The organism is Paenibacillus fonticola DSM 21315, assembly GCF_000381905.1.
Classification (GTDB): Bacteria; Bacillota; Bacilli; order Paenibacillales; family Paenibacillaceae; genus Fontibacillus; species Fontibacillus fonticola.
The window spans coordinates 202,480-227,014 of record NZ_KB907245.1; the positions used below are offsets into that span (position 1 = coordinate 202,480).

At 48.6% G+C, this 24,535-nt stretch carries 21 protein-coding genes, 1 tRNA gene, 1 pseudogene and 1 riboswitch; of the genes and pseudogenes, 7 read left to right on the forward strand and 16 right to left on the reverse strand.

Features of this window, described 5'->3' with window-relative positions:
- Positions 1-195: 195 nt before the first annotated feature.
- The 13 genes and pseudogenes from G358_RS32030 to G358_RS0100980 all read right to left on the reverse strand — a co-directional run bounded on the left by G358_RS32030 (position 196) and on the right by G358_RS0100980 (position 12,659).
- The gene (locus tag G358_RS32030; RefSeq protein ID WP_019635316.1) at positions 196-309 is read right to left on the reverse strand and encodes a putative holin-like toxin; all 114 of its coding nucleotides are present in this window, start codon (positions 307-309) and stop codon (positions 196-198) included.
- A 554-nt stretch (positions 310-863) separates the two neighbouring features.
- A complete protein-coding gene (gene arsC, locus G358_RS0100920) occupies positions 864-1,283 on the reverse strand; it encodes an arsenate reductase (thioredoxin) (protein ID WP_019635317.1) in 420 nt (139 codons plus the stop codon).
- A gap of 25 nt (positions 1,284-1,308) precedes the next feature.
- Positions 1,309-2,604 (reverse strand): arsenical efflux pump membrane protein ArsB, encoded by a 1,296-nt coding sequence (locus G358_RS0100925; protein WP_019635318.1) that lies wholly within the window; start codon positions 2,602-2,604, stop codon positions 1,309-1,311.
- A gap of 119 nt (positions 2,605-2,723) precedes the next feature.
- Complete coding sequence (locus G358_RS0100930; RefSeq protein WP_019635319.1) at positions 2,724-3,047, reverse strand: ArsR/SmtB family transcription factor; 324 nt, start codon at positions 3,045-3,047, stop codon at positions 2,724-2,726.
- Between the two features lie 222 nt (positions 3,048-3,269).
- Positions 3,270-5,618 carry a bifunctional glutamate--cysteine ligase GshA/glutathione synthetase GshB gene (gene gshAB / locus G358_RS0100935; protein ID WP_019635320.1) on the reverse strand — a complete coding sequence of 783 codons (2,349 nt, stop codon included), beginning with the start codon at positions 5,616-5,618 and terminating at the stop codon, positions 3,270-3,272.
- Positions 5,619-5,807: 189 nt separating this feature from the next.
- A pseudogene (locus tag G358_RS32035) lies at positions 5,808-6,758 on the reverse strand (MATE family efflux transporter).
- 72 nt (positions 6,759-6,830) lie between these two features.
- A complete protein-coding gene (locus tag G358_RS0100950) occupies positions 6,831-7,271 on the reverse strand; it encodes a MarR family winged helix-turn-helix transcriptional regulator (RefSeq protein ID WP_019635323.1) in 441 nt (146 codons plus the stop codon).
- Between the two features lie 279 nt (positions 7,272-7,550).
- Positions 7,551-7,623 (reverse strand) — tRNA-Thr (locus G358_RS0100955).
- Positions 7,624-7,699: 76 nt separating this feature from the next.
- Entirely contained in the window at positions 7,700-8,002 is a 303-nt protein-coding gene (locus G358_RS0100960; RefSeq protein WP_019635324.1) for an MTH1187 family thiamine-binding protein, read from the reverse strand.
- A 211-nt stretch (positions 8,003-8,213) separates the two neighbouring features.
- Positions 8,214-9,014, reverse strand: a complete 801-nt coding sequence (locus G358_RS0100965; protein WP_019635325.1) for a PHP domain-containing protein — start codon at positions 9,012-9,014, stop codon at positions 8,214-8,216.
- A gap of 45 nt (positions 9,015-9,059) precedes the next feature.
- Positions 9,060-9,884, reverse strand: coding sequence for an energy-coupling factor transporter transmembrane component T family protein (locus G358_RS0100970; protein WP_019635326.1), 825 nt, complete (start codon positions 9,882-9,884; stop codon positions 9,060-9,062).
- Positions 9,868-11,766 carry an ABC transporter ATP-binding protein gene (locus tag G358_RS0100975; protein ID WP_019635327.1) on the reverse strand — a complete coding sequence of 633 codons (1,899 nt, stop codon included), beginning with the start codon at positions 11,764-11,766 and terminating at the stop codon, positions 9,868-9,870. Before G358_RS0100975 ends, G358_RS0100970 begins: the two co-directional genes overlap by 17 nt.
- A gap of 20 nt (positions 11,767-11,786) precedes the next feature.
- On the reverse strand, positions 11,787-12,659 hold the full coding sequence (locus G358_RS0100980) for a DUF8171 family membrane protein (protein WP_019635328.1): 873 nt from the start codon (positions 12,657-12,659) through the stop codon (positions 11,787-11,789).
- 208 nt (positions 12,660-12,867) lie between these two features.
- Here G358_RS0100980 and G358_RS0100985 point away from each other — a divergent pair, with 208 nt between their 5' ends.
- The 6 genes from G358_RS0100985 to G358_RS0101005 all read left to right on the forward strand — a co-directional run bounded on the left by G358_RS0100985 (position 12,868) and on the right by G358_RS0101005 (position 21,182).
- On the forward strand, positions 12,868-13,698 hold the full coding sequence (locus G358_RS0100985; RefSeq protein ID WP_019635329.1) for a MurR/RpiR family transcriptional regulator: 831 nt from the start codon (positions 12,868-12,870) through the stop codon (positions 13,696-13,698).
- Between the two features lie 148 nt (positions 13,699-13,846).
- Positions 13,847-14,078, forward strand: a riboswitch (cobalamin riboswitch).
- Positions 14,079-14,262: 184 nt separating this feature from the next.
- On the forward strand, positions 14,263-16,239 hold the full coding sequence (locus G358_RS0100990) for an anaerobic ribonucleoside triphosphate reductase (protein WP_019635330.1): 1,977 nt from the start codon (positions 14,263-14,265) through the stop codon (positions 16,237-16,239).
- Positions 16,236-16,754 (forward strand): anaerobic ribonucleoside-triphosphate reductase activating protein, encoded by a 519-nt coding sequence (gene nrdG, locus G358_RS0100995; protein ID WP_019635331.1) that lies wholly within the window; start codon positions 16,236-16,238, stop codon positions 16,752-16,754. The genes G358_RS0100990 and nrdG overlap by 4 nt, the downstream gene beginning before the upstream one ends.
- A gap of 261 nt (positions 16,755-17,015) precedes the next feature.
- Positions 17,016-19,349, forward strand: coding sequence for a ribonucleoside-diphosphate reductase subunit alpha (locus G358_RS0101000; RefSeq protein ID WP_019635332.1), 2,334 nt, complete (start codon positions 17,016-17,018; stop codon positions 19,347-19,349).
- Between the two features lie 468 nt (positions 19,350-19,817).
- Entirely contained in the window at positions 19,818-20,105 is a 288-nt protein-coding gene (locus tag G358_RS32810; RefSeq protein ID WP_157274219.1) for a hypothetical protein, read from the forward strand.
- A gap of 45 nt (positions 20,106-20,150) precedes the next feature.
- Positions 20,151-21,182, forward strand: a complete 1,032-nt coding sequence (locus G358_RS0101005) for a ribonucleotide-diphosphate reductase subunit beta (protein WP_019635333.1) — start codon at positions 20,151-20,153, stop codon at positions 21,180-21,182.
- A gap of 129 nt (positions 21,183-21,311) precedes the next feature.
- Here G358_RS0101005 and G358_RS0101010 read toward each other — a convergent pair whose 3' ends face one another.
- Both G358_RS0101010 and G358_RS0101015 read right to left on the reverse strand, forming a co-directional pair.
- Positions 21,312-21,698 (reverse strand): YmaF family protein, encoded by a 387-nt coding sequence (locus G358_RS0101010; protein WP_019635334.1) that lies wholly within the window; start codon positions 21,696-21,698, stop codon positions 21,312-21,314.
- A 461-nt stretch (positions 21,699-22,159) separates the two neighbouring features.
- Positions 22,160-22,921, reverse strand: coding sequence for a class I SAM-dependent methyltransferase (locus G358_RS0101015; RefSeq protein WP_019635335.1), 762 nt, complete (start codon positions 22,919-22,921; stop codon positions 22,160-22,162).
- 292 nt (positions 22,922-23,213) lie between these two features.
- Here G358_RS0101015 and G358_RS0101020 point away from each other — a divergent pair, with 292 nt between their 5' ends.
- A complete protein-coding gene (locus G358_RS0101020; protein ID WP_019635336.1) occupies positions 23,214-23,720 on the forward strand; it encodes a hypothetical protein in 507 nt (168 codons plus the stop codon).
- 57 nt (positions 23,721-23,777) lie between these two features.
- Here the strand turns inward: G358_RS0101020 and G358_RS0101025 are convergent, their stop codons facing one another.
- The gene (locus G358_RS0101025) at positions 23,778-24,533 is read right to left on the reverse strand and encodes an AAA family ATPase (RefSeq protein ID WP_019635337.1); all 756 of its coding nucleotides are present in this window, start codon (positions 24,531-24,533) and stop codon (positions 23,778-23,780) included.
- Positions 24,534-24,535 lie beyond the last annotated feature (2 nt).

A 24,535-nucleotide genomic window follows, 5' to 3' on the forward strand; every position in this document is an offset into this window, starting at 1 on the left:
TTAGACTCACTCTAAATAACCGTTAAGATAAAATGGAATTCCCAGGTTGAGGTATAAATATGCTTATGCTATGATAAAAATAGTTAAGGAGCCGTGCAGCAACACGGCCCCCCGTACACTTACCGCTTTAAAGAGCGGTCGGCTGTAGGATTTAATGCAATCGAAATGGACCGCAATCCTAATCCCTAGGGCGGTCTATTTCTTTGTGTTTTGATTAATTGCTACAACGATAGCCACAACCAGCGTCAACAGAGCAATAATAAGCCCTCCAAAGCTGATCATCATCGTCAAAGCATCTTTAATCTCCACAGGCATCACCTCCCTTCCGGGAGATTAGCCGACCGTCCTTTTAAGCCAGTTCCATGTACAAGCTCCATTATACCAAAATATGCTTATATTTACTTAGTTTCAAACGGTCAAGGTGTCTATCAACCTAGCTATATCTTATCAGCAGAGTATGAGCCAGTTTTCCCTTTTCACGCAAAAAAGCGCAGCCCCGTAATCTCGGAAGCCGCGCTGCACACCTGCTTTAGAAAAATGCTGGTGAAGGGACTCGAACCCCCGACCTACGCATTACGAATGCGTTTCCGTATGGTTCTAAAGGGGTTTATAAGGTATTAGAAGTCGGAAAACAACGGATACAATGGGGTTTTAGGTTCTGTTAAGTTTTATACGGGATTCTAAGTCGGTAAAACATTCGGTAGGGCGTTAATATTCAGTCCATTAGTTCCCCTTCTGTTTAGCTGTTGCGAACGTGTTTTTCCATTCGGTTCTTGCTCCCCAAATCAATCTTGCCATAGGCTTTCATCAGTCTCATTTGAAGATTAATATGTGAAGCCGTGAATACTCTCGGCATTAGATCATTATTCACCAGTTTCAGCAAATTTTCGAATACGTTCACCAATTTGGTCTCGAACACGTTGAAATACAGCCCATTTCTCCTCATCGGTTCCCTGAGCCTTAGCAGGATCATCAAATCCCCAATGCTCGCGACGAACATGCGGAGGAGTCATCGGACAACGGTCAGCCGCATCTCCGCACAAGGTTACAACCAAATCCGAATTGTTTAACAACTGAGGGTCAATGATATCTGAAGTCTGATTTGAAATATCGACACCTATCTCACTCATAGCTTTGACAGCATTGGGGTTTAGACCGTGAGCTTCAATACCTGCACTGTAAATCTCCCAGTCATCTCCAAGATGTTTTTTCGCCCATCCTTCAGCCATTTGACTACGGCAAGAATTACCTGTACATAAGAAATAAAGTACCTTTTTTTTCATATTTCCACTCTCTCCTTTTACGAAATTAAAGTAGTATTAACCAAATATATAAGCCCAAAAGGGTTATAAATAATGTTGGGATTGTCAATATAATCCCCGTTTTGAAGTACGTACCCCAGCTGATTTTCACGCCTTTTGATGAAAGTACATGCAGCCATAACAGGGTGGCTAGTGAACCAATAGGCGTTATTTTAGGGCCTAAATCAGAACCAATAACGTTCGCATAAATTAACGCCTCTCTAATGGCCGTTGACGTATTTGTAGCATCGATGGCTAATGCATCAATCATAACTGTCGGCATGTTATTCATAAGAGATGAAATCATCGCCGCAATAAATCCCATTCCCATGGTTGCCGCAAACATCCCTTGGTCAGCAATGCCCTGAATAACATTGGCAAGAAGATCAGTGAGACCTGCATTGCGTAGGCCATATACTACGACATACATGCCTAACGAGAAAAATACGATCGCCCATGGAGCACCTTTCAGTACTTCCTTTGTTTGCACGGCAGGACTTTTTCTTGCCAGCAGCAGAAATATTATTGCTATAACTCCAGCCACGATGGATACCGGAATACCGATAAATTCACACACAAAGTAACCGATAAGCAGAGCCCCTAGCACAATCCAGGAAGCACGAAACATTTGAGGGTCCTGGATCGCCGTGGATGGTTGTTTAAGCTGTGTGCCATCAAATTTCCTCGGTATACTTTTGCGGAAAAACAAGTACAGTACAAGAATACTAGACAATAAAGAAAATAAATTGGGAACAATCATACGGCTAGCATATTCGATGAAGGTAATCCCAAAGAAATCTGCCGATACAATATTTACTAGGTTACTAACAACAAGCGGAAGCGAGGTCGTATCGGCAATAAAGCCACTCGCGATGATGAAAGGGAATACCTTCTTCTCATCGAATTGAATTGCCCGAACCATCGCAAGTACAATCGGCGTCAGGATCAGCGCAGCGCCGTCATTCGCAAAGAATGCGGCAACTACAGCACCAAGAACAGATACATAGACAAACATACGTATACCGTTTCCTTGTGCCGCACTCGCCATATGTAGTGCAGCCCATTCAAAGAACCCGATTTTGTCTAAAATCAACGAAATGATGATAATCGCCACAAAGGCCAACGTAGCATTCCATACGATCCGGGTAACATCCCACACATTCTGAAAGTCAACGACTCCAACAAGAAGCGCTAATACAGCACCTCCGCAAGCCGACCATCCAATGGATAGTTTTTTAGGCTGCCAAATGACAAGAACTAATGTAACAATAAAAATTAAGCTAGCTAGGACAACGGACAACAATATTTCCCCCCCCCCCCCCAAAAAAAAATAGCAACAACCGAATACATCGCTATATAATTATATACTTATATTGCGATCGAAGATGTGGACTAGTATCCTCCATCCTCTGCTAAATATTCTTATCCACAAATACAATTAATCTCTTTATTTAATGCTGAAAGTATCGCTTGAGAGCTTGGCATCTCATCTAACACCGCCTTGATATACGGCTTATCCTCCACATTCAAAGAATAATAGACCCATTGGCCACGTCTATCTTCATTAACAATCCCTTGAGATTTTAATTTTCTTAAATGCTGACTGATTGCAGGCTGGGACATATCAAAAATATCAACAAACTCGCAAACGCACCATTCTCTATCTTTAAGGAGTGTCAGCATGGTAAGCCTAGTTTTATCACCAAGCAATTTAAGCTTCTCGGCAATATTAATCAATTCCTCCAATTAGCTTCATCCCTTTCTTTCGTAAATAAGAATGAAAAACGATACCATCATATAATCTTATGCTTATATACTAATTTAAAGTACGCTTCATTTCAAGAGCCTTCCCCCAAAAATTCTTTTTCTGAATCCACTACCGCATGCGTCTTGTACCCTCTGGTGAGCAAAAGAGACCTATAGTTTAACTTAAGGCCCCTTCACTGCTCCAACGCATAGATTTTTGTATCAATCATTCGGATATCTCCCAAACAACAAATCAAGAATCTTCTCATCTGCCTTGCGATTCTTCCCGCGATATGGATAGCAATGAATATGAATCGCAGGATTAAAATTGATCTCAATAATGCTATAGTTCTGTTCCGATGCTTCACATTCGATATCATCAATCATCATATCGACACCGCAAAACGTTGCTCCAGCTGCCTTAGCCGATCGAATAGCAATCTGCTTATAGGTATCCGGTATTTCATCAGTGAAGTCAATACTATCCCCACCCGTACTAATATTTGAATTTTCGCGTAAAAAGACGACTTCCCCTATATTAGGGATATCATTTGGTGTTTTAGCTTGATTCTTCAAATACATCCTTTCAGCTTCGCCTAATTTAATCCTTTCAAGGGGCGTTCGGTACCCCTTACCTCTTAAAGGATCTTTATTCTTCTCATGGATAAGCTGCTCAATGGTGTGTACGCCGTCTCCAACCACATTGGCAGGAACACGATGTAGAATACCAACGACCTCATCCCCCATGACAAGGAAACGGTACTCCTTGCCGGTCATGAATTCTTCAAGCAGCACAGTGCGATCATACTCAAATGCTATTTCAAAAGCGTGTTTATAATCCTCCATGGAGTAGTCACTTGTAAAAATCGTAATGCCCAGCCCAAAATTCGTTGATTTTGGCTTAATAACAATTTGCTTGCCGCGATTTGCTGCATAATCGGCCAGAGCGTCTTGAAGACTTCGATAGGCTTCCCCGCCGGGAACACGAATTCCGTGCTTTTTTAGTATTTCCTTTGTTACGATTTTATTCTCCATGATTAAAACTGTGCTATAGGAATCCAGAGATGTTTTCGTTGCTTGTTTGACATACTCCCTTTGATCCCCCTTGCTCAAAACCACAAAGTTTTCTTCACGGTCAATAAGTTCGAACGTAATTCCGCGTTTCACAGCAGCTTTTAATAATAGTTGTGTGGACAATTCCAAGTCCTCATAACCCGGAAACTTATAATTGGCTTCTAGACTGCTATCGGCAAATTTTTTCGCTTGATTTAGATGATATGCCAAATAGGAAGAGCTTTGAATTTCAGCTTTAACCATCGATGCATAGCTGAGATTGGGATCTAAAACACAATTTTTCCCCTTGCGAAGAACATTTCTTAATTCCTCATCTTCTGGGTTTAGAATTTGCAGCATCTTCTCCATCTCATTCATTAATAAAACAGCTGTCTCCTGCATCGTTACCTTATTTTCGTCACTTTCGTCTACAAGCATTTTTCCATAAATCCCTTGTACCATAAGCGTATCTACATGAGAGTTTGCAATTTGTTGCTCGGCTTTATTAAAAGGGTCATCTTGTATTAATAACATATAAATAATAAATAAATGTATGAATTGCATAGTTTGCTGACTGATTCCAATTTTATTAAGCGGATTTAAATCAATCATCCGTAATTCCAAATAGGCAGCGCCATTTTGCTTAAGTTCCTGAAGCATATGATTTCCATAGGCAGGCTTCATGCGAATTGGACTGTAAAATTCCTTTACACTCAACAATTCCTTAGATTGGACTAAGCTCTGCAAGTCTCGGACGTACTCCTCCATCGAGTTGAATGACACATAATATGGCTTATCATTACGATAGCCGCACACACTATTTCGCAGTGAGTTCATGTTTGGAAAATAATGGCTTTCCTTGTCTAGATGGCTGCTTAAGTTGACGCATTTATCGATATAAGTTTTATTAAAAACAGGGCTGGCTCCTGTTAAATAGATGAGCAACCAACGGTATTTCAATATATTTCGGGCTACTTTCAAATACAATGAGTCCTTGAAATCCTTGTAGTCTTCTTTACTATTCAAAGCCTCATAAAGCTTTCTGAGGAACTCCTCATCAAATGAAAAGTTATAATGAACCCCGCTTAACAATTGTCTTTTTCGCCCATACTTATGAGCCAACTCAATTCGATACTCATCTTCATCTGAATTATTCATTATAGCAATAGGAATTTCGTTCTCCATCGGTAACGCAGGTGGATTGCTGCTTGGCCACAAATACTCATCGGTTAATTCCTCGGTTACGATATCATGAAGCGCCTCCATGAACTGATAAGTCTCCTTGATCGAATGAAACACAGGAGTAATCATTTCAATTTGGCTTTCCGAGAAATCGGTTTTGATGTAAGGATTGTCAACTTTGCAGCCAAACGCTTTAGGATGAGGAGTAAGCGCTAGTTTTCCCTGCTTGTCGACTCGAACATTCTCTTTCTCAAGCCCAAATTTGCCTTGCAGAATCCCCCTATGTAGATTATTATCCACAATAAGCTGTAATAAATTTTGATTTATCAAAACCATACTGAGCACCTTCCTTCGATAATTATTAGGCATTATAAGTTAAGGTCTTATCCATTTTACGGAGATATCCAACAAACCAGCATACTAGTACGATTCCTTTAAGCACACTGCTGATCGCAATCGAAAACCATACACCATTCAATCCAAAAGGTTCCGAAAGTACAATCGCCATCGGTATCCGAAGAGCTGTCAAAACGATGCTGAATATTGGTTTCCCTGCCACGTAATTCTGACCAAAAAAGCTGCAATAGCTCCTTGAAGCCCACCAATTGTCATATAGGAAATCGATTCAATCTGAATACCGACCTTTTGCACTGCAATTGCGCCCGCTCCCCATTGCACGATAATCTTGGCGATCAGAATGGAGATGATGATAAAAGTAACCCGTTGTACGGTAATAGGGATGCCCATCTTAATAACTTCTTTCATCTGAGTTGTTTGAAATGCGACTCCTTTGGGAAATAGATGCAAGCTTCTTGTATAAACCAGAAATAAAGAAGTGACTAAGAGATTTGCTGTTACTGTTGCAATGGCTGCCCCGACCACACCTAATCCTCTGATAGATCCAAATCCGAAAATTAATAAGGGATCCAGAATAATGTTAACAAGGAAACCGATAGTGAAAATCTGAAATGGTTTTCTGCTATTGCCCAAGGAGTTTAAGATTGTGCTGAATAATGTATTTATAAACGAAAAAATGAGGCCGATCATAGAAATGACTAAAAACTGCTTAGCCATTAGCTCAACTTCCGCATTTGCAAGTACAAAGAAACCTATGAGCTTATCTTTCGTGATGAAAATAAATAACATATATAATATGCCAAGTAGTGCGGACATCACAAATCCATTCTTTATATACGTCATAGCTCTGTCTGTATTGCCTTCACCCATGCTGTGTGCAACTTTGACCCCCGTACCTATGAATACTAGCGTGGACAAAGCAACTGCTTAGTTCACAAAAAAACTAGCTGTCCCTATCGCTGCTACTGAATCACTTCCCAACCTTCCTACCCATATCATGTCCACAAGGCCATAGGTCGTAGAAATGAAATTTGTAGCAATAATCGGTAAAGTTAATTTCATTAGCGTAGGTGTAATTGGGCCCTCGGTTAATTTATTAGTCCCCTTCATATATTGCATCTCCTTGTTTACTTTCAGGCAGGAATTATAACTTGCAAGTTGCAACTATATGACATTGATCACTCACTGCATTTATGGTGAGCAGCACGCTTTTGATTTTGCCATGGCATCATTTAGTAATTGAATGGAACGAATCACCGTTTGGCGCTCAAACTCATTCATATGGGAGAATACCTCAGCTAAAAACGAATTCATTTGTTGATCAATCGTTTCAGCAATAAACTTCCCTTCAATCGTCAGGGATAAAATATATATACGTCGATCGTTAGGATCTGGTGTCTTTTGAACAAGCTTCATCTTAACTAGATTTTGAATCTGGCGACTAAATGTTGTGATATCAGTTCCGAGTGTTTCAGCTACTTGTTGCATGCTGGGTTGATGTTGCTTATCTATCTCATATAGGATATGACTTTGAATTAGGGAGATATCCAGTCCGCCAGCAGTGCAGCATACTTTATTGAGCAAGCCAAATCTACGAGTCATACCCTGAAACATATCACGTAAGTTTTCCAATCGACTCACCTTCCAGTACTTTTCTTTTATGTTATATAATATTTAATTGCATTTTGCAAGCAAATATTAATTAAAATACCGAATAATCACGTACTGCCAAACCTCCAAGAAACAGTATTAAAAAACTACGGTTCATCCATACTTGGAGAACAAGCTCGTACCGAAAATAACACTTTAGTTGAATAGAGGGTAGAAGAATGGTAGAAGAATAGGTTTTTTAGCAAAAACAGCGCGCCCCCGAAAACCTCGGAAGCCGCGCTGTGATTGACTTTAGAAAGATGCTGGTGAAGGGACTCGAACCCCCGACCTACGCATTACGAATGCGTTGCTCTACCAACTGAGCTACACCAGCACATTCACTAATTTAGTGGAAACAAAAAACATTATAACTCGACCTGAAAATTTTGCAAGTCCTCAAAATCAGGAATTTATTGCAGCTTCGCCTGCACCGAACGCAGCTTCTGCTCAGAGGAGCTCTCTTTGTCGCGCCGGTCATCGATTTTGATCGAGGTGGACACCCGCTGAGCACCCGATTGGAACGGCGACTCATGAATCGCACGAATCGCAGCGAATACGCTATCCAGCGGCCCTTCGATAATTGTGCTCATCGAGGTGAGCGTATATTGGATGCCCTCCTGCTTCTCCAATACCCGCTGCAGCTCAGCTACGTACGGGCTTAAACTTGTCGACCCCGTCCCGATAGGGATCACTGTTACCTCTACAATCGCCATACTGCTCCCTCCTTCGTATAATAACGTTCCATACTTTTTAATTGACATTCATACTGCTTCTTATTGTAACAATTTCCACCCCTTCTTTTCAAATAGCCGCCCTCCCATACACAGTACCTTATCATGATCAGCATGCAGGAATGCAGTACAGGCCGCTCCCGCACCCGGAAGAGGCCCTGTACCTTGCCTATAGTGATCTGCGCTCGCTTACTTACGCCATTTCCCCGAGCTCCCGCAAATCTCCACTGCTCTCTTCGGAGACAGTCAGCTCCTTCTTTAACAGCGCCTTGATCACATTCGCTGACTTCACCTTCGCATGCAGGCATGGCGAAACTTCAATCCGATACGCCCCCTGCCGGATCAGGTCGCGCAGTTCCTCTGCCGTCCCTGCTTCCTCGTCAAAGCTATTAACAATACTGCCATACTGCATAAATTGATGCGTATCGCTGCCCCCGACAACAGGACGCCTCAGACGCTGTGCAAATTCATCGAGTTGAGCACGATAGGCCTCCAAGCCTTGCGCATAAATATCCTTGCCGTTCAGATCAAAAGCGTCCAGACGCCGCAGCAGTTCATCCGGCAAATGATGCAGTGGCGTGCTGATCCGGAAAGGATGTGCGCCGATACGTAAAAAGCCCTGTCCCTCACTCCAATCCAGCAGCGACTGGAAGTCGATGAACCGCCCTTTCTCGGTATATGGTTCCAGGCGCTGCCTCAAAGCCAATATCCGCTCCCGGTCGCCAATAATCAGAATATGCCCTGTCTCCTGAATATCCACTTCGATGCCGGGAAACACCTTCATCCCCTCGGCCAGGTAGTAGCCTTGCTCATAGGGATAATGCCGGTCCAGCAGTTCATAAATCTCCTCATACCGCCAGGTGTTGAAATGCTCTGTCATGGCGACGGCATCCAGCCCGTTCTTTCCCGCCTCGGCCATCATTTCCTTGAAATAAGCGTGGCTGAAGACTGTTTTTTTGGCAAGCTTGACATGGGTATGCAAATCTATTCTCATCGGATTCTCCTTCGTATTTGATAATAAACTATCCGTATAATTCATTTATATGGAGATTTGAGCTGCAAGAACGTGAAGCAGTACAACGTACAATCCCGAGCCAAGCAGGAACACGGCGTCACGGGCGGTAAATTTCATGTACGACAGCTTGATTCTTTTGGCCTCCGGGGAATGGTAGGCGTACGAGAAGCCTTTGGCCTCCAGCGCTTCCACCGTAGTACGCGTGCGTTTGGCAATGCTCAGAATTAATGGGTAAAAAGACAGCACCGCTATTTTCAAAAAATAAACGATGCTTCTCCAGTACAGCAGCCCATGCCTCCTCGGTGCCACGCCCCGCAGCCGGAAAGAGAGAAAAATATGGTGATATTCCTCCACCAGACTTGGCAGCATCCGGTAGCCGTAGGCGATGCCGAACGACACCTGCTTAGGGACGCCGATGCGAAGCAGCCCATCGCTCAGCTTCTCGGGGTCCATCGAGCAAAATACGGTAATGCTGGCCATCGAAATGACCGACAGCTTCATCGTCAGCTTCAGCAGGGGCAAAATCGTCTCTCCTCCCCCGCCGAACAGCCAGGATACGATGAATAAATATCCTGCCTGGCTTAATAAACCAAGACAAAGTATGCCAATGATCAACGGACTCACTCGGGACATCATCGTCGTGACGACCAAGAGCAGGAACATGCCGAGCAGCAGTACCTCGCTGTGAATGAACCAGGGAGCGATGCCGAAATACAAATACCAGAGGAACAGCGTCCGCGGATCCAGTTTGGCCAAAAACGTATTGCCGTTGCCATAGGCCGTGTTGAGCAGCTCGATTTTGACCCCTTCCACCGATACGCGGTCCATTAGCTTACGAACATACTCCATGCCCCGCCGCCTCCTTTCTCGACTCGTTCCAGCGCTGCGCGAATTCGTCTACCGTATAGCTGAGCGGCGTCATCCCCAGCCTGCGGCTGAGCTCCAAAATCTGCGGCGCCCGCAGCCCCGCTTGCTCCAGCAGTCCGGCATCGCCGAATACCGATTCCCGCGTTCCGTCCCGGATAATATCGCCCTGATGCATCACGATAATCCGGTTGGCCCATTCCGCTACCAGCTGCATATCATGAGTTGCCACAATGACTGTCTCCACATGCCGGTTCAACTGCAGCAGCAGGCGTGTGATGTCTTTGCGGGTCGCGATATCCAGGTTAGCGGTCGGCTCGTCCAGCAAAATCACCGACGGATTCATCGCGACTCCGATTGCCAGCGAAGCGCGTCGCTGCTGACCGCCGCTGAGCAGACGGCCGTCCCGGTGCTGCAGCTCGGTCAGCCCGAAGCTCTCGAGTATGGCGTCTACCTTCTCCTTATATCCCTCCACCCGGCGAGCCTTGAGAAAGAATTCAACATCCTTGCGGATCGAATCCTCAATGAACATCTCCTCCGGATTTTGATAAATGTAGGTCACTGTATTGGCAAGCTGCTCGGGCGTCGTTGCAGCCGTATCCATTCCTTTGACAACGATCCGGCCGCTTTCAGGCTTCGTTACCCCGGTGATCAGCCGCATGAAAGAGGATTTCCCTGCCCCATTGTTGCCAACGAGGGCCACCAGATCCCCTGTTCTGAACGTTACACTGACATCCCGAAGCACCATCTTCCGCTCCCGGCTCACCGTCCGGTAGGAGAAGCGGACATGCTTGGCTTCAATGATCGGGTTAGTATCTGTGTTATCGTCAGTGTTAGCTTGAGTAATACCAGCATCAGCATCAGCATCGAAATCAGCAGTGATTCCGATCCCCCCGCCGCTCTCCTCCTGGGGTTCCAGCTGCTGCAGCCGCTGAAAGTAAGCTGCCCCCTCGTCCAGCGTAATCGGGTACGGTGCATGATGCGGCAAACCAAGGTTGGCCCGACCAAGACTAGGCCAACTAACGTCCATCCCAGCAGAATTCCGTTCCCGGGCTTTAGCGATCTCGGCGGCGGCCTGGGTGACCTGAGGTGGATAAATGTGGCTGGACCGCAGCTGCTCCAGCTCTAGAAGCGCCTCCTCCACCGGCTTTGACCATACGGCCCGGCCTTGATCCATCAGCACGACCTGCCGGCAATACTCGGCAATAAACTCCGTATGATGCTCAATAACGATGATCGTTTTGCCATGCTGCTCGTTCAGGCTGCGCAGCAAATCGTAGATCTCCCTTGCATGGCAAGGATCAAGCTGGGCCACGGGCTCATCGATGATCAGGATATCCGGATCCAGCGAGATTGCTCCAGCAAGTGCCAGCTGATGCTTTTGCCCCCCGCTCAATTGCCAGATGAACTCCTTCGGATCCACTGTCAGATCCACCAAGTGCAATGCCCGCAGCCCGCGAGCCCGGTAATCCTCGAACCCATAATTCAGCGGAGCAAAGCTCGCGTCGTCCAGCACCGTCGGACGGATAAGCTGATTCTCGAAATCCTGGTAGACGTAACCTACATAACGCGACAAACGGGCAACATCATGCTCCAATGTCTGCAGCCCGTTCACCCGGACGCTCCCCTCAAAATCCCCGACATAATAGTGGGGAATCAATCCGTTCAGCGTCTTGCACAGCGTCGATTTCCCGCTCCCGTTGCCGCCGATGACGGCGACGAAATCACCGCGCTTAATCTGCAAGGACACCCCGTTAAGCACCGGAGCCTCCGCGCCCGGGTATGTAAAAGTCACGTTATCGATCGAAACGATCCAATTGGGCTCTGCTGTCTCTGCCTCCTGCAATAGTGTCCTGTCTTGATACATGCCCTAACCTCCACTATGTTTTAAATCCCGGTGCCTGCCGTACCCGAGCGTTTTCCTCTGCGAACCAGCAGCCAAATCGTAAGGCATGCCACCGCGGCAGCAGCGCCGATGCTTACCCAGATGAACCAGCTGCCGATACTCTCCAGAAAGTCGGCATCCCATTCAACGAGTGCCATGTCTGATTCAGCCAGGAATTCAGCTAAAGCGGCCAGAACGGCCAGTATTACGGAAACGACGATTAATCTGGGTGCCATAATTTCACCGAGTGAATATTTCATCTTATTATTTCTAGGCTTCATGCCAAGCAGCGGTTCGATTTTTCCATATAAACGAGGCACAAGGTACAACGTCGGCAGCAGCGCGAACAGAATGCCTGAGAACAATACATCGTTCAGAAAGGCCACTCCTTCAACCACCACAACGCTTTGCGCCAATCCCGGCACCGCCTCGAATTCCTCCACACCGATCCATACCTTGCCAATATCGACCGCGCAGCTGATAAATTGGTGAATGATGACTCCCATCATCGCCGCGACGCCAACCTGCCTGCGGTTTCGTGGATCGTTCACCAGCGTCCCGGCGATGAACATCGCCAGCGAGAATCCGATGAACTTCTCCAGCTCGCCAAGTCCGCCGAATTGTCCCAGCATGATCTCTCCGAAGATAACTTCGCCCAACGCTGCCCCGACCGCCGCGTAGAACGGATGGAACAAAATGCACAGCGTCAGCGGAATGAACGCGAAATATTCGACCGACAGCTCAATCGGACCCAGCCGAATCGACGGAATCAGCTCGGTGATCATATTCGACAAACCGTACAGCGACATTGATAGAATGAATACCATCATTTTCTGAGACTGGGTTAATACATACCTTTGCTTTAATTGAGCCACTAGCTTCCCCTCCTGGTTTCAGATAGCTCCACTATAGGAAGGAAATATTAATGCTGCTGCTATATCTTGTAAATCGTATGTAAAAATTATTTCATAAATTTGTTTAATGAAAAAAATATATCATTTCGAGCTAAATTCTCATTACCGCCCCCCTGCGGATATGTTAATCTAAAGCTATCAATTCATCCTTAGGAAGCGAGGTTACCCCATGAACTTGGACTGGAATTTAGAATCCTTATCCCCAGGTCAATATAAAATTGCCGACTATATCCAGAAGAACATGCAAACTGTCCTCTTTCTGACCGAACAGGAAATCGCGGACAACTTGGGACTCAGCATCGCCTCCGTATCGAGGTTTTGGCGTTCTGTCGGTTTTAAAAATATCAAAGATTTCAAAAACCAGCTCCGCGAGCATCTGGAGGTTACCCCTGCCGCCAAGATGAAGAACATCATGGATAGAGCCAACGCGGCATCCTTTCCCGGACAATTTCTTGCCTCCAGCATCGAACATCTGGAGAGCACGCTGCAGCATTATTCACAGGAAGCATTTGACGCCGCTGTGGATGCGCTTGTCACGGCGCGCAGAGTATATTTGTACGCTCCGGGTCCCTCGTCCGGCCTCGCCCAGTTGATGCATTACCGCCTCAGCCGCTTCGGCCTGTCCATCCATCGCCTTGATCGGGGGGGCAGCGAGCTGTTCGAGGATCTGCTCCATATAACAGGCGAAGACGTCGTTGTCCTTTTCGGTTTCGTCCGCTTGCTGCCGGAAGCCAAAGTGATCACAGACCATGCCAAACAATGCGGTTACCGCACAGTAATCATTACCGATCGCCTTGTCTCCGACTTCTCAGGCCAAAGCGACGTGACCCTGTATGCGAGCCGGGGCGAGATTTGGGAATTTCATTCGATGGTCGCTCCGACCTTCCTGATAGAGAACCTGATCGTCGCGGCCGGGATGAAAAACCAGGAGCAGCACCTGCGGAAATTAGAGCAGCTGAACCAGCTGCGTAAAAAATACGACCAGGAGTTGCCGCGATAAATGTTCACAATTTGTTAATGTATCCATCCATCCCCCACTCGCCGCATCAGGATTGCTTTCACCAGTTTTTCATACTTTTTCATCCCTCGGCTGGTGAAGATATCTGTTTACAAACACTACATATTGGGGTAATGTTAGTTGCAGACAACCAAATATAGTGGAAACGGGTGATCCAGTCTTATATGCAAGGCTGGGGCTTAAAAGGGAAGTGCGGTGCAAAGCCGCTGCGGTCCCGCCACTGTAATCGGACGCCAGGAGGGGCAGCAAACTGCACCTTAAACGCTTCGCCGGCAAGAAGCCACTGCAGAGGTTCACTGCTGCGGGAAGGCGCTGACGAAGAGTCCGGAAGCCAGGAGACCTGCCCGCTTCTAAGCGACACTAAATGAACCTGCGAGGAACAGGTAGGTGTCCGAATGCAGCTTACATAAACATCCAGCCTTTTTATAGGGATGATGCTGATGACTTTCAATATGCATACGGGCATTTCCAACCTTGCGATGGTTGGGAATGCCCTTTAAATGTTTATGATTATAATGTGTAGTTTTTCGGGAGGGAAACTTTGTTATGGCGATTATGAATCAGGTTTACACAAGCCGCCAAGATATGCTAGAGGAAGTTATTACATTAGGGGAAGAAATTGTGGAAAGCCGCAATCTCGAAGTGTTGCGGGAAAACGCCAATTTAAACGGCGAAAGCTTCTCCGGCAAAATGAGCAAGTTCGGCAGCGAGTACGCCAAGTGGTATGCAAACCACTTTGTGATGCCCAAACAGCTCGTTCAAGCGATTCAAGACAACTACGTATATGTGCACGATTTGGATCAATATGCGATCGGAACGACGAACTGCATTTTTATTCCGTTCGACAAGCTGCTGCGTGAAGGCTTCAATACGGGCAACGGCAGCGTCAGACCGCCGAACTCGATTATGACGGCGATGGCGCTTGTGGCGATTATTTTTCAATCCCAGCAAAATGCGCAATATGGCGGAGTATCCGCCAACAAGCTGGATCACGACCTGGCGCCTTATGTGACCAAATCGTTTATCAAATATTTCCGCAAGGGACTGGACTATTTCGATGAAGGCGATCAGGACGGAAATTATGGCGAGATTCATATGGCTCGCGGCGATCTTAGGGAGCAATATCCCCGGGCTTTCAAATACGCGGTTAAAGAGACCGAGACCGAAACGCTGCAGGCGTCAGAAAGCCTTGTCCACAATTTGAATACGATGTCGAGCCGCGCTGGCGGACAAATTCCTTTTACAAGCATTAACTACGGCACCTGCACTTCGCTGGAAGGACAGCTCGTCATCAGCTCCCTGCTTACCGCAACGATGCGCGGGCTGGGCAGCGGCGAAACACCGATCTTCCCGATTCAAATTTTCAAATGTAAGCAAGGCGTGAACCAGCAGCCGGGCGAACCTAACTACGAGCTCTTCCTGAAAGCGGCGGAATGCTCGGCCAAGCGGCTGTATCCGAATTTCGCCAACCTGGACGCCCCGCTCAATCTGATGTATTATGACCCGGCTAATCCGGATACAGAATTTGCTACGATGGGCTGCCGCACGCGGGTGCTGAGCGACCGGTTTGGCCGCAACCGCCTTTCCGGCAAAGGAAACTTATCCTTTAACACCTTGAACCTGGTCAAGCTGGGCCTCGAGCATGGCATTATGTTAGGACAGCGAAAAATCGCAGATGAACAAGGCTTCTACCGCGAGCTGGAGCGTTATATGGATATCGCTTTGGACGGGCTGCTGCACCGCTTCCAGATTCAATCGTCCCAGAAGGCGAAGGCCTCTGACTTTATGATGCGGGAAGGCGTATGGGAAGGCGGCGAGCAGCTTCATCCCGATGCACCGGTTGGAGAACTGCTTAAGCATGGCAGTCTGTCCATCGGCTTCATCGGGCTCGCGGAATGCATGAAAGCCATGTATGGCAAACATCATGGCGAAGATGACGACATATATAAGAAGGCTTATAACTTGATCGCCTTTATACGCGACTACTGCGACCGCCAGAGCGAGCGTCATAACCTGAACATTACTCTGTTCGCTACGCCAGCCGAAGGATTATCCGGCAAGTTTACAAAGAACGACCGCAAAACCTATGGGGAAGTTCCAGGTGTCGTTGATCGCGAATACTATACGAACTCTTTTCATGTTCCGGTATACTATGACATCAGCGCGGCTAAAAAAATCGAGTTGGAAGCATCGTTCCACGGGCTGTGCAATGCGGGGGCTATCTCCTACATTGAGTTGAACGGCAACGCCCGCAGCAATCCGGCCGCATTCCTGAAAATCATTCAGTTCGCGCTGTCGCAGCAGGTGAGCTATTTCAGCATCAATCATCCGATCGACCGCTGCTCCGGCTGCGGCTTTGAAGGAATTATTGGCGCTGTATGCCCATCCTGCAATGCCAGTGAGCAGGAAGTCCATATCCGCCGTCTGCGGCGGGTGACCGGTTACTTGACCGGAGATTTCCAGACCCGCTTCAATGCGGCTAAACAGGCCGAGGTCCGGGATCGCCTGAAGCATTCGACATGAACATTTGCGGCTACTACCCGGAATCGATTAATGAGGGCGAAGGACTGCGGGCAGCGCTCTTTATAAGCGGCTGTCGCCATTACTGCAAGGGCTGCTTCAGTCCGGCCACCTGGAATTTCAATTACGGCGAGCCGTTTACCCCGGAGCGGGAACGGGAAATCATCCGGGATATCGCCGGCAACCCGCTGCTCAGTGGACTGTCGATTCTTGGCGGAGACCCTTTTTTCTCGGCAGCAGAGGTCAGTTCTTTCCTTGATCGTTTGCGTGAGGCTACAGGGCCGTTATCCGTTTGGATCTACAGCGGATATACATTTGAGGAATTGAATCAAGACGCCGAGTCGCCGGAATACGGACTGTTAAGCCGCTGCCAAGTTTTGGTGGACGGGCGCTATGTCGATGAATTGCGGGACCCTTCCCTGCTCTACCGCGGCAGCTCGAATCAAAGGCTGATAGATATACCGGCAAGCCTTTCGCATCATAACGTTGTCTTATGGCAACCAACTTTCTCTTTCTAGCTGGCTGCCTTTCTAGTATAATTATGATCTGTATTTTATTTTTGTCGTCACAGGCGTTCTTTCATAAGCGAGTGTTCAAGACATCTTCCTTTTGATCGCAGCATTACAATTGTTGATCTTGGAGCTCCTCTATGAAGCGCCTCTTTTTTCGGCGAATATCTTCAATTTAAGCATTAAAAATTTGCAATATCACATTTGAATATCACTGCAACAATGATTGAAAAATGCCTATCCCATTTCAGGAAAGCGAGGAATATTAACATGCCTTCACTCGTAACGAAACCTAACAACCGCCAGCTTGCGTTCGACAATGACCGTCTCGGCATTTATGCCGACCGTATTCTGGAGGGATTACATACACTCAATAAGGAGCGTCTGCTGCGCGGCGTTACCGCCAAGCTGAGACATGATGCCGTCACTGGCGAGGAAATCAGCAGCGCCTTTACGATGTCCGCCCTGGAGCTCGTCACCAAGGACGAACCGGACTGGAAATTTGCCGCGGCCCGTGCCCTGCTCACTACTTTATATAAGAAGGCAGCGGTCAACCGCCGTTACAAAGCGTATCCGGAAGAGCCTTACGGATCGTTCTACCATCTCATTACCGAGCTGTGCAAAGCAGGCATCTACCGCGAGGAGCTGCTTGATTGCTATACGAAGGAGCAAATTGAGGAACTTGGAGAACTAATCGACCCGACCCGCGACCTGCTGTTCGATTATATCGGCCTGCTGACGCTCGCTGAGCGCTATCTGGCGACCGATTTCGACGGGCGTACGATGGAGCTGCCTCAAGAGCGCTACATGGTTATCGCCATGTACCTGATGCATCAGGAGCCTGCAGACAAGCGTCTGGACTATGTAAAAGAAGCCTACTGGGCGATGAGCAACATCTACATGACCGCAGCTACGCCGACGATGTCCAATGCCGGTAAAAAAGTCGCTGGACAGCTGTCCAGCTGCTTCATCGATACGGTGGACGACTCGCTGGAAGGTATTTTCGATTCGAATACAGATGTGGCCCGCCTCAGCAAAATGGGCGGCGGCATCGGCGTCTATCTCGGCAAGGTTCGCGCGCGCGGCTCAGACATCCGTGGACACAAAAATACCAGCTCCGGCGTTATCCCGTGGATTCGCCAGCTGAACAACACGGCGGTCAGTGTCGACCAGCTCGGCACCCGCAAAGGAGCCATCGCGGTTTATCTGGACGTGTTCCACAAGGATATCCTTGCTTTTCTTGACCTGAAGCTGAACAACGGCGACGAGCGGATGCGCGCGCATGACGTGTTCCACGGCGTCTGCCTCCCTGACCTTTTCATGGAAGCCGTCGAAGCTCGCGGCGAGTGGAATCTGTTCTGCCCGCACGAAGTGAAGAAAACGATGGGCTGGAAAGACGAGAACGGGCGCCCGCTAGGCCTGGAGGATTTCTACGACAAAGAAGCAGGCAGCGGCGAGTTCCGTGAAAAATACGAGGAAGCGGTCAATCATCCGACGCTGTCGCGAATTACAATGCCGGCGATCGATATTATGAAACGGATCATGAAATCACAGCTGGAGACAGGTACGCCGTACATGTTCTATAGAGACACCGTCAACCGCGCCAACCCGAACCGGGCGCACGGCATGATCTACTCTTCGAACCTATGCACGGAAATCATGCAGAACCAATCGCCGACCGTAGTAGAGCAAGAAGAGCTGGTGACCAAAGACGGGCAAACCCGTATTGTCGTTTCCAAAATCCCTGGCGATTTCGTTGTCTGCAACCTGAACTCGATCCACCTTGCCCGTGCCGTACCGGCTGGCGTATTGGATCGACTCGTTCCGATTCAGACACGGATGCTGGATAACGTTATCGACATCAACAACATTGAGGTGCTGCAAGCTCAATACACGAACAGCCAATACCGGGCGATCGGGCTCGGCACCTTCGGGCTCCATCATTTGCTAGCCCTAGAAGGCATCCGCTGGGAATCCGACGAAGCCGTTAAATACAACGACGATCTCTATGAGAAAATCAACTACCTGCTGGTCAAATCCAGCATGGAGCTGGCTAAAGAGAAAGGCCGCTATCCGAAGTTCGCCGGCTCGGATTGGGAGAACGGCAACTACTTCACGCACCGGAATTACACCGACGGTACCCGCGAGGGCAAGTTCGTAACGACCGAGCAATGGCGCGAGCTGGCGGAGGATGTCAGCAAAAACGGCGTGCGCAACGCCTGGATGTTCGCGATTGCGCCGAACGGCTCGACTTCGATCATCGCTGGTTCTACTGCGAGCATCGATCCGCTGTACGAGCTGCTCTCCTACGAGGAGAAGACGACGTACAAAGTCGCCAACCCGGCGCCGGATCTGTCCGAGAAGACGATCTGGTACTATAAAACGGCTTTCCTGATTGACCAGCACTGGTCGATCGATATGGCCGGAGCCCGTCAGCGCCACGTCGACCAAGCGCAAAGCTTCAACTTGTACGTGCGCCCGGACATCAAGGCGACGGAATTCCTGGATCTGCATCTGCATGCCTGGAAGGCCGGCCTGAAGTCGACATACTATGTTCGCAGCCGCGCGCTGACGATTGAAGAGTGTGAGAGCTGCGCCAGTTAATTATCCCATCCCACCCAAACCCTCCCTTGTCGTAAGGGAGGGCCCCCGAGGGCCCGCTGCCCTCGGGACTCCCGCAAACTGGGGGAACGTTGGAGTTAGAGAGGCGCTCCTGCTCGCTGTTCCCTTCGGGAATGCGCTATGGAATTGTGCGTGGCACGCTTTTCCCCCTTCGGGTACGTCTTACTTTAGGCGCACCCGGGTTACCTGAAAACACGCTGCGGGGGACTGCTGCTGTCGAGCACCCGAGGTAGTTCGTGCAACTGGGCCGCTTGCCGCCCTGACGGGCCCGCTCTACGGTGGCGCTCCTGCATGGGAGCGGACTACTGCTAGGGGTGGTTCGTTGTGGGGCTGCGTGCTGGGGGGCGCTGTCCCCTGCGGGGATTCGCTTAGGCTAGTGCGGGGCATGTGGGGAGAGCTTCGAAGAACTTTTGGCCATTGCTTCGATGGGCCCTGGAGTGGACTGCTGCTATGAGCGGTTCGTTGTGGGGCTACGTGCTGGGGGGCGCTGTCCCCTGCGGGGATTCGCTTAGGCTGGCTCGAGGCATGAGGGTAGAGCTTCGAAGAACTTTTGGCCATTGCTTCGATGGGCCCTGGAGTGGACTGCTGCTATCGGAGGCTCGTTGTGCGACTACGTGCTATGGGGCGCTGTCCCCTCCGGGGATTCGCTTGGGCTGGTGCGGGGCGTGTGGGGAGAGCTTCGTAGACCTTTGGGCGATTGCTGCGAGGAACTTAGGGGCTCAAATTAACTGCTACTAATGTGATTTTTTAAAATAACATCAAATCTTTGAGGAGATGAGATCATTGCAACTGCAAACGATTTTTAATACGGAGGCACCGAACAAATCAACTCGTATCATTAACGGAGAGTCCTCAGGTATCCTGAATTGGAACGACATCCGCATGCCGCATATGTACAAGCTGTACAAAGTACTGCTGCTGAACCACTGGATTGCGGACGAGATTCCAATGAGCAAGGATGCGCAGCAATTTCCGCTATTGGCTCCCGAGGAGCAGCGCACGTTCAAGATCAATATTTCGCTGCTGGCAGTACTGGATTCGATGCAGACGATGTTCGTTGGAGACGTAAAACGTTATTTCACGGATTCTTCGCTTGAAGCGATTTCCGCTATTATCGCTCAGCAGGAGGTCGTGCATAACCAGTCATACTCCTACGTGCTGTCCTCGATCGTATCGGAGCAGGAGCAAAAGGAGATTTTTGAATATTGGAAGCATGATCCCGTGCTGCTCGACCGGAACAAGTTCATTTCGGAAATTTACCAGAACTTCCGTAATGAACAGTCTCCTCAGACGTTCTTTGAAGCGCTCGTAGCGGATCTCATTCTCGAAGGGATTTTCTTCTACAGCACGTTCGCCTTCTTTTACAATCTGGCACGCGACCAGAAGATGATGGGTACGAGCCAGATGATTTCCTACATCCAGCGTGACGAGAATCAGCACTGCTACTTCTTTGCCGAGGTGTTCAAGCAGCTGCTGCTCGACTGCCCGGAGCTGAATACGAAGGAAAACATCGACTACGTATACCGCACGATCGACCGGGCGGTGGAGCTGGAGACCAACTGGGCGCACTATACGCTCAAGGAAGTCCGCGGCATCGACTTGAACGAGTTGTCCGATTACATCAAATACATTGCCAACAAGCGCCTGGGCCTGATGGGACTGGAGAAAGCATACCAAGGCGTAGACGTGAACTGCATGCCATGGATCAAGCCGTTCTCGGACGAAGCGCTGAACGCGACGAAGACGGACTTCTTCGAAGCCAAATCCCGCAACTACGGCAAGGTCGGCGACGACAACGGATTCGACGATTTGTAAAATAGTACAGCACCCCACGAATCATCATTGGCCACTTCCCATATAAGGAAGTTCCAATAGAGATTCACTGGGGTGCTTTTTTTGGCTGCCTGCAGTCGGATTCTTTCCAAACAGGCTAATTTAACCGATTCAAGCCTCCTCGTTGCCCGTATTCCCGCGGTAGTGATGCCGATGCGGCGTGCTTCCGTCTACTGTCGTATATCCTTCGAAATAATGATAATGTCCGCCCCCAGGCAGCGGGATCGCCTGTCCTGTCGTCCCTCTAATCTTGTGAGTGTGGCCTGCATTAAAAGAAGTCACTGCACAGTAATTGTGTACGTGCTGAACCCCGCTTGGAGCCGGTTCCGTTCTGCCCGCATAATGGTGCTTATGTCCAACATCAAAGGATGTCTCCCCTGCAAAAGGGTGAACATGCACAGGTCTCCCATTCCAAGACGTAATATACAGCTTATGCGAGTGCTCAGAATCGGAACCATCCTCCCTATGGACAACAAAGCCAGTCACAGGTATCTCCAACAAAAACTCCCCTTTTCATTGTGATACTGAATTGTATACCGGGGAGCAGCGGAGAGTTCGGTTGTTTGATATATTCATCCTCTATGAAGCGGCTGCTGCAGCAGCTATCCTTACCTGTTGACTCTTACGCTGCTTCATACTTTATAGTATCGGGGGTATCGCTTAAGAGGTGCTTAGGAGTTATCCATCAGAAAGGAACGGAATCACTTGCCAAGGAGTTAGCTGTATACAAGAACAGCTTCTGGGCTCCGGGGCAGCCACCTAGATACAGAGGATTTAGAATATCCATCGAAGTGATCAAGGAAGTGCGAGAAGTTAGAGGTTTTTACCGGAAATCAGAATTATATGTTTGGTGACGTCATTGCGGGTTGTTTACTAAATAAATCATTAGCAGCAAACCTACATCTTCCTCAAAAAAGGGGCTAAAATAGCCCCTCCCATTTGAACAGTACCCGTGCTAGTTATATCGGTTTACGAGCCACGATAAAAAAACGGTGCTCCCGGCTCTCGACGCATCCGTCCTGCTCCAGCTTCTTCTGCAGCTCACACAGCTTCTCAAAGCATCGATCCACAGAAAACCCGGCAAACTCCCACTCGATCACCTTCGCAAAATACACCAGCGCCCCGATATCCAAAAACCGGAGACGAGGGAAGCATTCATACTGCTCCATGACCTTAAATCCAGCCCGCGTTAACTCATGAACCGCCTGCTTCAGGCCGAACCCGGTTTCCGTAGTCATCCCCGCCTCCCCAAGCAGCCAACGGGACAGCTCCCGGTTGTTTAGCCCGCCTACCTGTTGGGTAATGAACCAGCCGCCCGGCTTCAAGACTCTATCCAGCTCCTGTACCGAATAGGCTTCATGACGATTGATCACCAAGTCGAAGAACCCGTCTTCAAAAGGCAGGCTTGCATCATCGAACACCTGTCTGACCTCGATCCCCCAAGCAGGCAAGATAGCGAGGCAAAGCTCGTAATTCGGCGGATACGCCTCCGTCGCATACGTTCTTCCCCTTGGGGGATGGAGCGACCGCAGAAACTCCCCGCCTCCGGTTCCCATGTCCAGCATAACGCGGTCTTCATTGATATGAGCCAGCACCGCAGCTTTATAATCCCAGGGCAGCTCCTCTTCCGCTACTCGCCCAGCCAAAGACGAGAAATCCCACCCCTGAAAGCTCTTTTCTTCGTCCTTTTTCCACGCTTCTCGTAATCTCTCCAGATTCATCTGACATTCCTCTCTTATGAATTTCGCTAAAAACAGAATAAATCATCTATCTAGCCTAAACCGCAGAGAGGTGCAGCTGCCGGATAACAATAACAAGCCTATCAGCCCGGTACAAACGGTTATCCGCTACATTGCAGCTGCACCGGGCAGTTACCGTATTTCCTCACCATGCCTAAAATCATCGATTACTCACCCCATGAATTTTTTATGTATTAAATAGTTAACTGTCATAACTCAAATCAGTATCTATACTCAGAATAACAAATTATACAAAAGATAGGAGTTACATGAATTGAAAAAAACCATACTCATCAGATCCTTAGTAACGATCCTTTTCCTATTGATGACCGTTTCCTTCTTCTACAGCCAATACCAGCTCCGTTATGGTCAAACAGTCTATACCTTCGATATAGAGACCGAGGATTTATACTTTAGAGACATCGAAATTGTTGCATTTTCTCCTTACGCTTTGTTTGTTTCGGGACCCTCCTTGGAAATCAACGGTGAAAATAAATCATTTGACGGGATAAGCTTCATGTTCTCTATCGGCGACACTATGATCCTATCGCGAAGCCAGGGGGGCGATCCCTTTACTACGCCAGGTGCAGCCAACGGCAAAGAGTACTCGCGTATCGGTAACTTGCTTCAGGATATCCACGTTCATAAGCGGGATTCCCTGCAGGTGGAGATTCATTACACCGTAAACGGTGAACGCAAAGAGACTATGAGAGAAATTAAATTAAGCGATGTAACAAGGCCTTTCAGCTACAATAAAAATAAGCTCGTATATTTACGATAATTTTTTGATCTGCCAAAGTATGCAATGCAAAAAAGTTGAAGGAGCCGCCGCAGTTTCTCACTCCAGCAGTTCCTTCAGCATACGTTCCCGTCCGTTCATGAACTCCTTCATGATGACGAAGTGATCCGTCTCCTCCAGCGTCGCCTCGCGAATCCCCTCCGGGGTTAGCTGGTAAATCACGCTGTCCGGGTAGGCCATGATGATCGGCGAATGCGTGGAAATAATCAGCTGCGAATACTCACTGACGAGCTGATGAATCCGCGACAGCATCGCCATTTGACGGTACGGGGACAAGGCGGCCTCGGGCTCGTCCATAATATACAGGCCCCTTCCGCGAAACCGATTCATGAACGCCGCAAAAAACGATTCGCCATGCGACATCATGTGTAACGGCTTGCCGCCGTAGGAATCCACTACAGAAGGCCCGCCTCCCTCCTCATCCAGCCGCCCGATCTCCGTGGCCAGATTATAGTAGCTCTCCGCCCGGAAGAAGAAGCCGTCCCTCGGCTTGCGAACGCCCCTCACCAGACGAATATATTCATGCAGCTCGGAATGCGTCTCGGCGGTCGAGAAGTTGAAATTCAGCGTCCCGCCCTCCGGGTTGAAGCCAAGAGCGACGGCGATCGCCTCCAGCAGCGTCGATTTGCCCATGCCGTTTTCGCCGACGATATAAGTAACTCTCGGGTGGAATTCAAGCCGCTCCAAGTCAGCAACCGCCGGCAGATGAAAAGGGTACTCCCGAAAAGACGGCACTTCCTCCCGCCGCAGCGCGATGCTGCGCAAGTAGGCATCCATTTTCGACAGACCGCTCATAG

Coding starts and splice junctions, on each gene's coding strand:
- arsC (WP_019635317.1), bottom strand. CDS start 1,283: ATGAAAAAAAAGGTACTTTATTTCTTATGTACAGGTAATTCTTGCCGT.
- gshAB (WP_019635320.1), bottom strand. CDS start 5,618: ATGGTTTTGATAAATCAAAATTTATTACAGCTTATTGTGGATAATAAT.
- G358_RS0100960 (WP_019635324.1), bottom strand. CDS start 8,002: ATGGCGATTGTAGAGGTAACAGTGATCCCTATCGGGACGGGGTCGACA.
- G358_RS0100965 (WP_019635325.1), bottom strand. CDS start 9,014: ATGAGAATAGATTTGCATACCCATGTCAAGCTTGCCAAAAAAACAGTC.
- G358_RS0100970 (WP_019635326.1), bottom strand. CDS start 9,884: ATGGAGTATGTTCGTAAGCTAATGGACCGCGTATCGGTGGAAGGGGTC.
- G358_RS0100975 (WP_019635327.1), bottom strand. CDS start 11,766: ATGTATCAAGACAGGACACTATTGCAGGAGGCAGAGACAGCAGAGCCC.
- G358_RS0100985 (WP_019635329.1), top strand. CDS start 12,868: ATGAACTTGGACTGGAATTTAGAATCCTTATCCCCAGGTCAATATAAA.
- G358_RS0100990 (WP_019635330.1), top strand. CDS start 14,263: ATGGCGATTATGAATCAGGTTTACACAAGCCGCCAAGATATGCTAGAG.
- nrdG (WP_019635331.1), top strand. CDS start 16,236: ATGAACATTTGCGGCTACTACCCGGAATCGATTAATGAGGGCGAAGGA.
- G358_RS0101000 (WP_019635332.1), top strand. CDS start 17,016: ATGCCTTCACTCGTAACGAAACCTAACAACCGCCAGCTTGCGTTCGAC.
- G358_RS32810 (WP_157274219.1), top strand. CDS start 19,818: ATGAGCGGTTCGTTGTGGGGCTACGTGCTGGGGGGCGCTGTCCCCTGC.
- G358_RS0101015 (WP_019635335.1), bottom strand. CDS start 22,921: ATGAATCTGGAGAGATTACGAGAAGCGTGGAAAAAGGACGAAGAAAAG.
- G358_RS0101025 (WP_019635337.1), bottom strand. CDS start 24,533: ATGAGCGGTCTGTCGAAAATGGATGCCTACTTGCGCAGCATCGCGCTG.